Annotated in this window: 10 protein-coding genes; 9 read left to right on the top strand and 1 reads right to left on the bottom strand. The window is 65.7% G+C overall.

Annotated elements, in window-relative coordinates:
• Position 1: 1 nt before the first annotated feature.
• The 7 genes from CXR03_RS07840 to CXR03_RS07810 all read left to right on the top strand — a co-directional run bounded on the left by CXR03_RS07840 (position 2) and on the right by CXR03_RS07810 (position 8,188).
• Positions 2 to 874 (top strand): enoyl-CoA hydratase-related protein, encoded by an 873-nt coding sequence (locus tag CXR03_RS07840; protein ID WP_104103183.1) that lies wholly within the window; start codon positions 2 to 4, stop codon positions 872 to 874.
• Between the two features lie 50 nt (positions 875 to 924).
• Positions 925 to 1,905: a hypothetical protein gene (locus CXR03_RS07835; RefSeq protein ID WP_104103182.1), complete on the top strand. Its 981-nt coding sequence runs from the start codon at positions 925 to 927 to the stop codon at positions 1,903 to 1,905.
• Positions 1,906 to 2,045: 140 nt separating this feature from the next.
• A complete protein-coding gene (locus tag CXR03_RS07830; RefSeq protein WP_104103180.1) occupies positions 2,046 to 3,254 on the top strand; it encodes an acetyl-CoA C-acetyltransferase in 1,209 nt (402 codons plus the stop codon).
• 35 nt (positions 3,255 to 3,289) lie between these two features.
• A complete protein-coding gene (locus CXR03_RS07825) occupies positions 3,290 to 5,443 on the top strand; it encodes a 3-hydroxyacyl-CoA dehydrogenase NAD-binding domain-containing protein (RefSeq protein WP_104103178.1) in 2,154 nt (717 codons plus the stop codon).
• A gap of 2 nt (positions 5,444 to 5,445) precedes the next feature.
• Entirely contained in the window at positions 5,446 to 6,585 is a 1,140-nt protein-coding gene (locus CXR03_RS07820) for an acyl-CoA dehydrogenase family protein (RefSeq protein ID WP_104103177.1), read from the top strand.
• On the top strand, positions 6,585 to 7,688 hold the full coding sequence (locus CXR03_RS07815; RefSeq protein WP_104103175.1) for a phosphotransferase family protein: 1,104 nt from the start codon (positions 6,585 to 6,587) through the stop codon (positions 7,686 to 7,688). Before CXR03_RS07820 ends, CXR03_RS07815 begins: the two co-directional genes overlap by 1 nt.
• Positions 7,688 to 8,188, top strand: a complete 501-nt coding sequence (locus CXR03_RS07810) for a hypothetical protein (protein WP_104103174.1) — start codon at positions 7,688 to 7,690, stop codon at positions 8,186 to 8,188. The genes CXR03_RS07815 and CXR03_RS07810 overlap by 1 nt, the downstream gene beginning before the upstream one ends.
• A gap of 42 nt (positions 8,189 to 8,230) precedes the next feature.
• On the opposite strand, the gene CXR03_RS07805 is transcribed toward CXR03_RS07810, so the two are convergent.
• Complete coding sequence (locus CXR03_RS07805; RefSeq protein ID WP_104103172.1) at positions 8,231 to 10,192, bottom strand: NAD(P)/FAD-dependent oxidoreductase; 1,962 nt, start codon at positions 10,190 to 10,192, stop codon at positions 8,231 to 8,233.
• Between the two features lie 412 nt (positions 10,193 to 10,604).
• On the opposite strand from CXR03_RS07805, the gene CXR03_RS07800 reads away from it, so the two are divergent.
• Together CXR03_RS07800 and CXR03_RS07795 are read left to right on the top strand one after the other, a co-directional pair.
• Positions 10,605 to 11,786 carry an acyl-CoA dehydrogenase family protein gene (locus CXR03_RS07800; protein WP_219816211.1) on the top strand — a complete coding sequence of 394 codons (1,182 nt, stop codon included), beginning with the start codon at positions 10,605 to 10,607 and terminating at the stop codon, positions 11,784 to 11,786.
• 121 nt (positions 11,787 to 11,907) lie between these two features.
• Positions 11,908 to 13,728 (top strand): acyl-CoA dehydrogenase, encoded by a 1,821-nt coding sequence (locus tag CXR03_RS07795; protein ID WP_104103169.1) that lies wholly within the window; start codon positions 11,908 to 11,910, stop codon positions 13,726 to 13,728.
• Positions 13,729 to 13,887: the final 159 nt, after the last annotated feature.

Here is a 13,887-nt window from a genome sequence, read left to right as displayed (position 1 = left end):
CATGAGCTTCACCGAGAGCCCCGAGGAAATAATGAAACAGCGCGAGTACATGGATGTGACCTATGCGGTCACCGGCGGCGTCGCCACGATCACCTTGGACGCGCCTGACCGGCTCAACGGAATGCGCGTCGCGATGCTCGAGAACGTCCTGATCGCTCTCAACCGCGCTGACCGGGACCCCGCGGTCCGGGCAGTGATCGTGACCGGCGCGGGCAGTGCGTTCTCGGTGGGTGCCGCCCTCGACGGTCCGGAGACCCTGACCAAGGCGCTGGACGAAGACGTCGCCGGTCACACGCCCACCGGGTATCGCGAGCCGGCCGGCCGCATCTCGGAGCGCCTCGTCGCCATGCAGAAACCCGTCATCGCGGCCATTAACGGCCACGCCATCGGCGGCGGCGCCACCATCGCGGCCGGCATGGACGTCCGGATCGTCAGCTCTGCCGCCAAGTTCGGGTTCGTGTTTACCCGCCGCGGAGTGGTTCCCGAGGGCGCCTCTTCCTGGTTCCTGCCCCGGCTCGTCGGTCTGGGACGCGCCACCGACTGGCTGTTGTCAGGCCGGGTCTTCGACGCCGATGAGGCTCTGCAGTCCGGCTTCGCGACCCAGGTGGTCGCGCCCGATCAGGTACTCGCCGCGGCCCATAGCTACGCAGCTCAGTTTGTGCATGACACCTCCCCCACCTCGGTGGCGCTGACCCGGCGACTGCTTGCCAGCCAGTGGCTGCACTCCCATCCGGCGGCCGCCGCGGCCGACGAGTCGCGCACCTATGCCAGCCGGGTGGACTCCGCGGACGCCCATGAGGGGATCAATTCCTTCCTGGAACGCAGGCCCCCGGTGTTTCCGCCGCTCGATCCCACTGCCGCCGCCAGATTTTGATCACTCCGCTTAGTACAGGCCCCCAGCACTTCCCACTACCAGGAGCGATGATGCCCGCCGAACCGTTCACCGTCTGCAAATACGGCGCCGACGCCGAGAGCACCCATGCGTTTGGCGGCATCAGGAACTTCAACGAGTCGATGTACTTCAACTTCGTCGACCCGGTCTCCCAGCTGGGAGGTCTGGTCCGTATCGGAAACCGGCCCACCAACGGGTATACGGAGATCTCGGTACAGCTGACGCTGCCCGGAGGCGCCATCGCCTTCCGCGCCGGACGCGTGGAGAGCACGACCAACGACGGCTTCTCCGGGCAGGGTCTGGAATTCATCATCACCGAGCCCACGCGCACGGCCACGATCAGGTACCGCAACTCTGTCGCCCGCATCACCCATCCGTCGATGATGGCCGAGCACGGCCGGATCGCTCTCAAGAACGCTCCCGCCGAGGAGTGCGACATCGAGCTCACGTACACCGCGACCAGCCCCCTGTTCGTCACCAATTCCGACGGCGACTGCACCCCCGGCGAGTCGACCATCGCCACCGATCACTACGAGCAGTTCGGCCATCTCTCGGGGACTATCCGGGTCGGCGACCGCACCTGGACGCTGGAGAAGGTCACGTCATTTCGCGATCACTCGTGGGGGCCCCGCGAATGGGCCTCGTACACCGGGGAATGGAGCGCGGGCTGGCTCGCCGACGGAACCGCCTTCAGCGCCTACGGGGAGTACCTCGCCTCGGGCATCCGCGTGAGTGCCGGTGCAGTGCTGACACCGGACGGCGTGGCGCACAGGGTGACCGATTTCAAGATGCTCACCGACTACGCCGGTGAGGCCATTTACACCGGCCGCCATGTCGCGGTCATCCAAGCCGAGGGCCTTCCGACCATTGTGGCCGACGGGTCCATCCGGCACTTCGTCCCGGTCACCCAACGTACAGAGGACCGCGCAGTCCGCATAGCCCAGATGACCTATGACCTCGCAGGCGGCGTCGGGGGCTGGGGCGTGGCCGAGTTCCTGCGGCCGATCCGCTGACTGTATCCGAGCGAAAGGCCCCCACATGTCTTCCGGACGGCAAGCTCCACCAGCAGAAGCTGCGCGACCCCTGCCGGCAGTCACACGCGCCGACCTGACACCTACCCCACTGATCACCACCCCGGACAAAGGAAACTGACATGCCGCACGACGTCTACGTCTACGACGCCATCCGAACCCCCCGCGGCAAGGGCCGGGGCGGCGCTCTGAACAGCGTCAAGCCGATATCCCTGGTGACCGGCCTGATCGACGCTCTTCGCGAACGCAACCCGACACTCGATCCGGCCCGGATCGACGATCTCGTGCTCGGGGTTGTCTCCCCGCTGCGTGACCAGGGAGCCGACATCGCCCGCATCGCGGCCCTCGCAGCCGGCCTGCCCGACACCGTGGCGGGCGTGCAGATGAACCGCTTCTGTGCCTCGGGGCTCGAGGCGGTCAACACCTCGGCACAGAAAATCGCTTCAGGGTGGGAGTCACTCGTCCTCGCCGGCGGTGTGGAGTCCATGTCACGGGTCCCGATGTCGGCCGACGGCGGCGCCTGGGCCAACGACCCGGAGACCAACCTCACCACCGGGTTCGTTCCGCAGGGCATCGGCGCGGACCTCATCGCGACCCTGGAAGGATTCACCCGCGAGGCCGTGGATGCCTATGCTGCGGAGTCGCAGCGCAGGGCTTCGCAGGCCTGGGCAGAAGGTCGCTTCGACAGCTCGGTCGTTCCGGTCAAGGACCGCAACGGCACGATTGTCCTCGACCGCGACGAGCACATCCGGACCGGCACTACTGTGGAGACCCTCGGCACGCTCAAGCCGGCCTTTGCGGGGCTCGGCGCCGCCGGCTTCGACGCGGTGGCACTGAACAAGTACCACTGGGTGCCGAAGATTGACCACGTCCACACCGGAGGCAACGCTTCCGGCATTGTTGACGGCGCCGCACTGGTGGCACTGGGCAACGAGCAAGCAGGCCAGGATCTCGGCCTCACACCCCGCGCACGAATTGTGGCAGGCGCCGTCTCGGGATCCGACCCCACCATCATGCTCACCGGCCCCGCTCCGGCATGCCGCAAAGCGCTTGCCGTGGCTGGTCTGAACGTCGACGACATCGACTTGTTCGAGATCAACGAGGCCTTCAGCTCGGTAGCAATGCGGTTCATGAAGGATCTCGGCATCCCGCACGAGAAGACCAACGTCAACGGCGGCGCCATCGCGATGGGTCATCCGCTGGGTGCCACGGGTGCGATGCTCATCTCCACTGTCATCGACGAGCTCGAACGACGCGGCCAGCGCCGAGCCCTCGTCACCCTCTGCGTCGGCGGCGGCATGGGAATCGCCACCATCGTCGAGCGCGTCTGACCATCCGAGCCGTCCCCGCATCAGGAGCCGTAGACATGAACAACACCATCACCCGCAGCGAGCTCGCCAACGGCGTCGTCGTGCTCACCTTTGACGACCCGGACCAGTCGGTCAACACCATGAACGCCGCGTGGGCGGCCTCTTTTGACGCAGCCCTCACACAGCTGACCGCAGCGCCGCCCAGGGGCGTTGTGCTGACCAGCGCCAAGAAAACCTTCTTTGCAGGCGGTGACCTGCATGACCTGCTGGCGGCAACGCCGGAAACAGCCGAGAACCTCATCTCCTTCGTCGAAAGCACCAAGGCAAATCTCCGCCGGCTGGAGACCCTCGGCGTTCCGGTGGTCGCCGCGCTGGCAGGGACGGCCCTGGGAGGCGGCCTGGAGATCGCCTTGGCCGCTCACCACCGTATCGCCGTGGACTCGCCGGCCCTGCGGATCGGGCTGCCCGAAGTGACCCTGGGTCTCCTGCCCGGCGGGGGCGGCGTCGTGCGCACCGTGCGACTGCTCGGGCTGGAGGCGGCCCTGGACAAGGTACTGCTGCCCGGTACGGCCTTCACCGCGGCGCAGGCCCGCGACCTCGGACTGGTGGACGAGCTCGTCGCCGCCCCCGAACAGCTCGTCGACGCAGCAGTGGCCTGGATCGAGGCCAATCCCCACGCGAAGCAGCCATGGGACAACGGCGCCCCGATCCCCGGCGGCACCGCTTACAGCCCCGCTGTAGAGGCGGCGCTGCCGCTGCGGGCTGCAGCTCTGACCGCTGCTGCCAAGGGATCTCCCAACCCCGCACGCGAGAGCATTTTGGCGGCAGCCGTCGAGGGTACGCAGGTGGACTTCAACACCGCCGCGCTCATCGAGACGCGCTACTTCGTTGATCTGGCTACCGGACCGGTCTCCAAGAACATCATCACCGGCACGTTCTTCGACCGTCAGCAGATTGCAGCCGGCGCATCACGCCCCGAAGGGTTCGACAAGCACACAGCCGAGTTCGCCGCGGTGCTGGGCGCCGGAATGATGGGAGCCGGCATCGCGGTGGCCTGTGCGTTGGCGGGGATGCGGGTGGCCCTCAAGGATGTCGACCAGGCAGCCGCGGAACGCGGCAAGGCCTACTCAGCCAAGGTGCTGGGCAAGCAAGTGCAGCGCGGGCAGCGCTCCCGGGAGTCCGCCGACGAGATCTTGGCACTGATCACCCCGACGGCCGATGTCGCCGACCTGACCGGCGCTGACCTGGTGATCGAGGCTGTTTTCGAAGACCCTGAACTCAAGAAGAAGGTCTTTGCCGAGGTGCTCGAGGTGGTGGCACCCGACGCTCTCCTGGGCTCGAACACCTCGACGCTGCCGGTCACGGACCTGGCCGGGGGCGTGCCACGCCCGGAGGACTTCATCGGGCTGCACTTCTTCTCTCCGGTCGAGCGGATGGACCTGGTCGAGATCATCGTGGGCGACAAGACCTCTGACGCTACCCTGGCCAAGGCCTTCGACGTCGCCCGCCAAATGCGCAAGACACCGATCGTCGTGGGTGACGGACGGGGCTTCTTCACCAGCCGGGTGATCCTGCAGCGGCTTGTCGAGGCTGCCGCGATGGTCGGCGATGGTGTTTCCCCCTACTCGATCGAGCAGGCCTCGACCCGGGCCGGCTACCCGGTTGGCACCCTGGCCCTGCTGGACGAACTCACATTGAGCCTCCCGCTCAAGATCCGGGGCCAGTTCCGTGAGGTCGCCGAGGCCTCCGGGACGCCCTTGCCCGATCATCCGGGCGACGCCGTCCTGACCCGGATGGTCCAGGCTCTCGGCCGCTCCGGCCGGGCTGCGGGGGCAGGGTTCTACGACTACGCGGACGGGGCCCGCGCCGGGATCTGGGACGGCCTGGCCGAAGAGTTTCCCCTGTCCGGCACCGGCCGCGACGAACCGTCACTCAGGGAGCTGAGCGACCGGCTGCTCTTCTCCGAAGTACTGGAGACAGTGCGGTGTTTCGACGACGGCATTCTGCGCACCACTGCCGATGCCAACGTCGGCTCATTGCTCGGTATCGGATTTCCAACCTGGACCGGCGGCACCGCCCAATTCGTGGCCGGATACCCGGGCGGTCTCAGCGCGTTTGTGGCCCGCGCCCAAGAACTTGCAGCGAAGCACGGCGATCGCTTTACCCCGCCGGCGTCGCTCACCTCCCAGCTCTGCGCAGCAGGTGCCTGAGCATGAAACGCACTCTGTACACGAGCGAGCACGAAGCCTTCCGCAGTTCGTTCCGATCCTTCCTGGATCGCGAGGCGGCGCCCCACATCGACCAGTGGGAGGCGGCCGGGACTCCCGACCGCACCTTCATCACCTCGGCAGCTGCTAACGGATACCTGGGTTTCGAGTTCGATCCTGCTGTCGGCGGGCTGGGCATTGAGGATTTCCGCTACAACGCGGTAATGACCGAGGAAGTGGTCGCGTCCGGCATGGCCGGCGATACGTTCACCATGCAGAACGACATCATCGTGCCTTACCTGCGTGAACTTGCGACCGCCGAGCAGCAGGAACGCTGGCTTCCCCGGTTCACAGCCGGAGACCTGGTCACCGCCCTCGGCATGACTGAGCCCGGCGCCGGCTCCGACCTGGCCGCGATCCGCACGTCGGGTGTGCGCGACGGCGACGAACTGGTGATCAACGGCTCGAAAACCTTCATCACCTCTGGTGCCACCTGCGATCTGGCCATCGTGCTCGTACGCACCGGCGAGCGCGACGGCCGGGGCACAACGTTCGTGGCCGTCGAGGCCGGGACACCCGGGTTCGATCGCGGCCGCCCGATGCGCAAGATCGGGCGCAAGGCCCAGGACACCGCAGAGCTGTTCTTCCAGGACTGCCGGGTGCCGTTGTCCAACATCATCGGGGATCCGGGACGAGGATTCGGCCACGCGGTGGTGAACCTCCCCCGGGAACGGCTCTCGCTGGCTGTGGCCGGCGTGGCCTCCGCAGCACACGCACTGTCGCTGACGCTCACCCATGTCAAGGAACGGGTCGCCTTCGGGGCTCCCCTGGCAGCACTGCAGTCGATCCGCATGAACGTTGCCGAGATGCACACCGACATCCAGATCATCCAGTCCTACATCGACCGGTGCATCACCGAACTGAATTCCGGCACGTTGTCCGCCGACGACGCCGCCGGAGCGAAATATAAGGCGACCGACCTGCAATGGGATGTGCTCGACCGGTGTCTGCAGCTGTTCGGGGGGTACGGGTACATGGAGGAATATCCCATTGCACGGATGTGGCGCGACGCCCGGATCCAACGGATCTACGGCGGCGCCAACGAGGTCATGAAGGACCTCGTTGGCCGAGCGGTGGTGGCGTGATGACGGCCCTCGAGGAACGGGATCGAATGATGGCAGCGGCCGATGCTGCACCCGCACCCGGCGGTGACGATCGGGACGCCTTCCTGGACGAACTGCGCAGCGCGCTCGACGCCGCCGTCTCAGCCAACGGAACGCTCCGACTGACCGACGTCGACCAACGCGGCGAGGGGAACTCCTGGGAGACCTATCTCGTCACGGCGACCTGGGCCTCGGCCTCCGGCGAGGCCTCGGAGACCTGGGCAGTGAAGCGGGAACCGATCAGCGGCATTGTGGGCGACTACGACGTGGCCCGCGAGGTTCAGCTGCTGGACGCCGCAGCCGGCATTGGTCTGCGGGTCCCGGGGGTTGTCAGCCACGCCTTGCCAACGCCCTCTTCACGCGGCTGGTTCGCGATGCAAAAGGTGGCCGGTCGCATCCCGATGCCACCGACGATCTCCGTCATGGTGCCCAACCCCGATGCCCGGCTTCGGCTGGGCCGGGACATTGCCGCCGAGATGGCCCGGCTGCACACTGCAGATCCGCGGGGGTTGCACATCCCGGCACTCGGAACAGTGCCGGACGGCAAGGAGGTCGGCAGGATCGAGAACGACCGGTGGCGGGCCGTTTACGATGAGACCGCCCGCATCCGGATTCCAATTCTTGACCTGGCTTTCGCCTGGCTTGACGCCCGGGCGGATCACGTCTCCACCCGGGTGGCTCTGGTGCACAACGACTTCCGGGTGGGCAACCTGGTGATCGGGGAGGACTCGATCACCGGCGTGCTCGACTGGGAGACCGCCCACTTCTCCGACCCCGTCGCAGACATCGCCTGGTTCGCCCAGCGCACTTCACGTGGACGGTCGCCTCAGTGGTGCAAGCTGATCGCTGAGGACCAGTTCCTGGACGCCTATGAGGCGGTGGCCGGGTGGCGGCCGTCATCCCGAGCGCTGACGTGGTGGAACGTGCAGTCGCTCACCAAGACGGCAGCAGGTTGTCTGCAGGCGATCGACATCTACGCCCGCGGGGAGCGCAACGAGGTCCGCTACTCGAATATGGCGCACAGCCTGTACTTCAGCCTCAGCTGGCTAAACCACATGTTGATCAATCGTGAATGGGGCCTCTGATGACCGTCTATGCAACCAACCTGACACAAGTGCTGACGACCGTCCGCACGTCGCTGGCCGAGAGAGTGTGCCCGGCCGTCACCGACCCGGCCGCCAGCCTGGAGCTGCGCATGATTATCGAGCAAATCGACAACCTCATCGGACGCACCGCCTGGGACCCTGCCAAGGTACAGAATGCGTGCGAACTCACCGATCAGCTGGCTGACCGGCTCCGGGCCAACCCCTCGACCCCGGGGCCCGCGTCCGGCGTCAGAAAGTCTGACGTCCCGGGGGCCGACGCCCCCGGGGCAAACGTCCCGGCGGCTGACGATCCGGGCTCCGGCGATCCGGTTGAGGACCTCGTCCAGCGGCGTCGGAACGTCGCGCAGAGGCTCCGAACCACCTATGCCGACGGCGATGCCGCCGACCTTGCCGCCACGGTCGCCGCGGTGGCCGAGTTCTCCAGCACCGATATCCGGGACCAGATCTCTGCCGGGATGCGCCGGGCGCTGCCCTTTTGATCCGTTTGCCCGGGAGTGGAGCAGGGGAATCCGGAGCGCCGGTTACACCTGTTCCTGCACGAGGCGGGTCTCGGAGCGTGCCGTTGCCGTGAAGTCCTCAGGATCGGGATGGGCGGTGCGGCGCCAGTACTCGGCCACCGGCCATGGACTGTTGGTCACCACTCGTCCGGCCGAGTTCCGGTAATAGCTGGAGACCCCTTCCATTGCGTACACCATCGCGTTGTTCGCGCTGTCGAGTTCGGCGGTGTACGCCGCCTCAACCTCGGGCTTCACGTCCAGCGAGCCCAGGTCCTCAGTCACCAGGCGGGTTATCTGCTCGACCACGTAACGTACCTGGGCCTCGGCGACTGTGATCCATGATCCACCCGGCGGGTTTGTGTTGGGTCCGTACAGAAAAAACAGGTTGGGAAAGCCCGGTGTCGCGAGGCCCAGGTAGGCTTTCGGATCGTCCTCACCCCACACGTCCATCAGGCTCACCCCGTCGCGGCCAATGATCTGCAGGGGAAACAGGAAGCGCTGCTGCTGGAATCCCGTGCACAGCGCAAGCACATCGATCTCACGCTCCTCACCGTTGGCAGTGACCAGGCCGGTAGGTGTCAGCCGGGCGATTGAGTCGACCAGGAGCTCCACGTTGTCACGGCGCAGGGTGCGGTACCAGCCGTTGTCGATGAGCAGGCGCTTGCCGAACGGGGGAAACGCCGGCGTGGTCTTGGCGATGAGGTCCGCGTCACCGTCGAGCTGGGCACCGATGTACGTGTTGAACATCTTGCGGTAGGCGTCGTTGAGCGAGCTCACCTGCTTGCCCTTCTCTGCACGCTGGGGGTCCACCGGGAGCGCGGCGAAGGTGCGCTCGGTGTACAGCCAATAGAGACGGAACCGGAACCATTCCCGGTAGAACGGCACATTGTCGTAGAGCCAGTGCTTGGAGGCGTCGGTTTTCTGGAAGTAGTAGTCGTTGGGCGCCACCCATTGGGGCTGGCGCTGCAGCACGCTCAACGCCTTCACCTCATCCGCGACCGCGACGACCAGCTGCATGGCGCTGGCACCGCTGCCCACCACCGCCACCTTCTGCCCGCTCAGGTCCACGTCGTCCGGCCAGATGGCCGAGTGCAGTATCCGGCCCAAGAAGGACTCCTCGCCGTCGAAGTGCGGTATATTCGGCAGGCTGTGCAGGCCCGCAGCAGTGATGAGCGCCGTGGCAGCAACCTCGTGAAGCCCGCCGTCGGGCTCGGCGAAGCGTACGACCCAGTGCTGGTTTTCCTCCCGCCAGGTCGCCGCCTCCACTGTGTGACCGAAGAGTATCCCGTCCAGCACGCCGCATTCAGCGGCCACGTCACGCACATACTCGAAGATCTCGTCACGCTGGGAAAAGTACTCAGTCCAATTCTTGGGACGGAACGAGAACGAATACAGATCACTGGGGATGTCCACTCTCGCACCCGGATAGCGGTTCTCGGCCCATGTTCCCCCCACCCGCTCGTTGCGGTCGAGCATGAGGTAGGGGATGCCTGCCTTCTTCAGGTTGATGGCTGCGATGAGCCCGGAGACGCCCGCCCCGACGATGACAACTCTCAGTTCCGGGCGCGTGGCTGCGATGGCCGCGGACAGGTCTGTCGGCTGATACGCGGCGAAACCGAGCTGCTCTGCTACGACGCCGGAGAATTCCTCGCCGATCGGCTCTCCCATGGCGGCGCTCATCATGGCGGACAGGTCCTCACTGCCCGGGTCGGGGAGAGCCGCCGGCTTGCCCCGGTGCCAGTCTAAGATGGCCGCTGAAGCGGCTGATCTGACCTCCGCCTGCACGTCTGCGGGCAGGCCACCGTCGTTGAGTTCTTCGAAGGCTCTCGTGGGATCCGGTACGAAGGGCTCCGCAAGCCACCTGGTCTCCCCTGTCAGCTGGCGAAGGATCGGCAACAGCGATCCGATGTGGGCGTTAGCCAAAGCCCTGTCCAGCGTCGACGGGTCGAGGGCGGGATTCGGTAAGACGGTGTGTGGATGAGTCATTGGTCGGTCCTCCTGGGCGGTGGCGTCAAAGATCAAGGATGAGAACTAGCTGCTGCTCCGCGGCAGCCATCCGCTCGGCACGGTGCGGTGCGGCTCATGGAAGCAGAGGTACCCGGCATCGGAGTCGAGAACGGCTGCAGGCGCTTCAGGGTGCAGCATGCATGGTGTCCCTCTTCCTTTTCGATCCGCTGGGTCGGACGCGGTGTTAACGGTAGCTATGGCAAATGTACTCGTCAATAGCCGTAGTTAGCTGGTTTTGATCCCTTGACATTAATCCCGGTTCTGTTACTTTGCTCACATAGGGGTTGATTTAACGCATCCGTCCGCGCCACACAATCCCTTCCCGAAAACCAGTTGCATCCCACCGTGCGGGAGATGTAACTGCCGAAGAATCTCGATGAAAGGCACTCACATGACGCAGAACAACAGCAAGACCGCCGACTACCTGGCCCGCGTCCGCAAGCTCACGCCGCTGATCCGCGAGCAGGCCGCCGAGATCGAAGCCGGCCGCACCATCACGAAGCCTGTGGTCGATGCGATAGCCCAGGCCGGGCTGCACGGCATGCTGGTCCCTGAGGCCCTGGGCGGCGGTGGCCTGCTCCCCAGCGAAGGCATGCGCGTGTTCGAGGAAATGACCAAGGCCGATGCTTCGGTGGGATGGGCCTGGATGGCCAGCGAGTGGGGCACCTCCGGCGTGGTGGGCTACCTGCAGCCCGAGACTCTGCAGGAAATGATGAGCGGGGAAGATCCGTTCATCGTGGCCGGCCAACTGCTTCCACGCCACCCCGGCACCCAGGTCGAGGGCGGATTCGTCATCGACGGTGACTACTCCTTCGCTTCGGGGTCGGATCACGCCACCTGGATTGGGGCGGGTTTTTATGTCGCCGACGAGACGGGCGCCCCGATCCTGGGCGAGAACGGCCAGGTCCAGGCCCGCATCGCCCTGATGCCCAAGGCCAAGGTCGATCTCAAGGGGAACTGGGACACCTGGGGACTGGCCGGTACCGGCAGCCATGACTACCGGGTCGACAAAGTCTTCGTCCCGTTCGACCACACCACCCCGACCTTCGGCGGCGTGGCGACCCGCCCGGAGACCATGTACAAGTTTGGCAACGAGTTCGCCGGTGGTCTGCCGCACGCACCGATCGCGCTTGGCATCGCGGCCCGGGCACTCGAACTACTCGCTGCGTTGACAGCCGGCAAAATGCGACCCAACTATACCGTTCCTGTGGGTGAGGCCGACTTCTTCCGCATCGATTTCGCACGCAAGGAGGCGGCCCTGCAGGCGGCCCGCCTGTACGTCTACTCCGTGGTCGAGCAGGCGGAGGGTGCTGTCGAGGCGGGCGAGCCGATCACGGCGGAGATGGTCGCCCGCGCTTCGCAGATGCTGGCATGGTCGCACGAGGTGGCGGCCGACATTGTGGCATTCGCGCATCGCTGGGGTGGCAGCAAGTCCATCGGATCAACCAGTGAGCTCGGCCGCTACAGCCGCGACATGCAGGTCGCCACCCAGCATCTCCTGGTCGACCCGAAGATGCTGGTCGATGCTGCCGGGGTGCTGCTGCCGGAGTACGCTGCGGCAGCCAACGCGTGACAAGGCCAGTCTGCCCCGGTCGGCGGACGTCGCAGGCCTCTCGCCCTTCGGGCCCGGATGCCGTGACAACCGCTGCCCGGGGACCACGCCGTTTCACACCCTAACCTGAGAGGTACCCCTGATGGGCCACTACAAGTCCAACCTTCGTGACGTGGAGTTCAACCTGTTCGAGCTGCTCGGCAGGGACCGCGTCCTGGGCCTGCCACCCTTCGGGGAGATCGACGGAGAGTCCGCCCGGGAGGCCCTGCGGGAGGTGGACCGTATGGCGCGGGAGGAATTGGCCGCTTCGTTCGCGATCGCCGACCGCGCAGCCGTCGTCTTTGATCCCAAAACGCACACGGTAACACTGCCGGAGGCCTATGCCGCCTCTTACAAGAGCTGGTTGGACGCGGAGTGGTGGCGCTTGCGCACCCACACTGATCTCGGCGGCACCGCAGCCCCCAGCTCCTTGAACTGGGCGCTTGGCGAATTCGTGCTGGGCTCCAACCCCACCCTGTGGACTTATCTTGGGTTCCCAACCGCTACGCGGGTGATCTACAAGCACGGCACTGAGCGGGACCGGACGATCGCTATGCATATCGTGGAGAACCGGTGGGGCAACACCATGATGCTGACCGAGCCCGATGCCGGGTCGGACGTGGGTGCCGGCCGTACCCGCGCCACGCCCAATGACGACGGAACGTGGAATATTACCGGCACCAAACGGTTCATCACCTCAGGCGGGTTCAACCTGACCGAAAACATAGTGCACCTCGTGCTGGCACGTCCCGCGGGTGTCGAAGGGGCAGGCGGACCAGGCACCAAGGGTCTCAGTCTCTTCCTCGTGCCTGAGCACCACTTCGATCTTGAGTCCGGTGAACTAACCGGCGAGCGCAACGGGGTCTTCGTGACCGGCGTCGAAAAGAAGATGGGCGTCAACGTCTCCGCAACCTGCGAGATGACTCTTGGAGCCGACATCCCCGCGCGTGGCTGGCTGCTGGGCGAGGTGCACTCCGGCATCGCCCAGATGTTCGACGTCATCGAAGACGCGCGAATGATGGTGGGCACCAAGGCCATCGCCACTCTATCGACGGGGTACCTAAACGCCCTCGAGTTCGCGAAGCTGCGGGTACAGGGGTCGGACCTGAAAAGTTCGGCCGATCCTGCTGCGCCCAAGGTGACAATCATTAACCACCCTGACGTTCGCCGCTCCCTGCTCACTCAGAAGGCTTACGCCGAGGGAATGCGCTCACTGGTGCTCTACACGGCGTCATGGCAGGACGAGATCGCTTTGGCGACCACCGCCGGCGAGGATGCAACCCTGGCCCGGGCAGTTAACGACCTGCTGCTGCCGGTGGTGAAGGGCTATGGCTCCGAGCGGTCCTGGACGACGCTGGGCACCGAGTCATTGCAGACGTTCGGCGGCTCGGGCTACCTGCAGGACTACCCCCTGGAACAGTATGTACGGGACGCCAAGATCGACACGGTCTATGAAGGTACGACGGCGATACAGGCGCAGGATCTTTTCTTCCGCAAGATCGCGCGAGACAGGGGTGCCGTACTGGAACACCTCCTCGCGGAGATCACGCGCTTTAGCGAGTCCGGTTCGGACGATCTGGGCACTGAGCGCGCCCGGCTTGCTGAAGCCGCTGCCGCACTCAGGGCACTGGTCGGGCAGATGATCGACGACGTGACAGCCGGCGACGTGTACAAGGTCGGGCTGGCTGCCACCCGCCTGCTCTACGTGCTCGGTGACGTTCTGGTCGCTTGGCTGTTGCTCCGAAGCGCCTCGATTGCCTTGGAGGCCCTGTCCACGGAAATCTCCATCGCCGACCGCGCCTTCTACCAGGGGAAGATCGCAGCGGCTCGCTTCTTTGTCCATGAGTTCCTTCCAATGACCATCGCGCAGGCAGGCGTTGCTGCCAGTCTCACGGCCATGGAGCTCGACGAAACTGCATTCTGAGTGGTCCGCGGCCTCCAGCGGCAGGGCTCCTTAAAGACCATGACTTTGAGGAGCCCTGCGTCTGGCCGGAATCGTGGCCCGATAAGAGTGGACGCCGTCCCGGGTGCACTCCGCCGGGAACCCCGCCGATAGCTGCGCCTCTTCCGTCCGCAGCCCTGG

Source organism: Arthrobacter sp. 08Y14, from assembly GCF_002929455.1.
Classification (GTDB): Bacteria; Actinomycetota; Actinomycetes; order Actinomycetales; family Micrococcaceae; genus Arthrobacter_B; species Arthrobacter_B sunyaminii.
Note: the sequence above shows the minus strand (reverse complement) of the source record. Positions and strands in the feature narration are given on the sequence as shown.

Bases quoted from the DNA above. Each gene is read 5' to 3' on its own strand.
- CXR03_RS07840 (WP_104103183.1), top strand. From the start codon at position 2: ATGAGCTTCACCGAGAGCCCCGAGGAAATAATGAAACAGCGCGAGTAC.
- CXR03_RS07835 (WP_104103182.1), top strand. From the start codon at position 925: ATGCCCGCCGAACCGTTCACCGTCTGCAAATACGGCGCCGACGCCGAG.
- CXR03_RS07830 (WP_104103180.1), top strand. From the start codon at position 2,046: ATGCCGCACGACGTCTACGTCTACGACGCCATCCGAACCCCCCGCGGC.
- CXR03_RS07825 (WP_104103178.1), top strand. From the start codon at position 3,290: ATGAACAACACCATCACCCGCAGCGAGCTCGCCAACGGCGTCGTCGTG.
- CXR03_RS07820 (WP_104103177.1), top strand. From the start codon at position 5,446: ATGAAACGCACTCTGTACACGAGCGAGCACGAAGCCTTCCGCAGTTCG.
- CXR03_RS07815 (WP_104103175.1), top strand. From the start codon at position 6,585: ATGACGGCCCTCGAGGAACGGGATCGAATGATGGCAGCGGCCGATGCT.
- CXR03_RS07810 (WP_104103174.1), top strand. From the start codon at position 7,688: ATGACCGTCTATGCAACCAACCTGACACAAGTGCTGACGACCGTCCGC.
- CXR03_RS07805 (WP_104103172.1), bottom strand. From the start codon at position 10,192: ATGACTCATCCACACACCGTCTTACCGAATCCCGCCCTCGACCCGTCG.
- CXR03_RS07800 (WP_219816211.1), top strand. From the start codon at position 10,605: ATGACGCAGAACAACAGCAAGACCGCCGACTACCTGGCCCGCGTCCGC.
- CXR03_RS07795 (WP_104103169.1), top strand. From the start codon at position 11,908: ATGGGCCACTACAAGTCCAACCTTCGTGACGTGGAGTTCAACCTGTTC.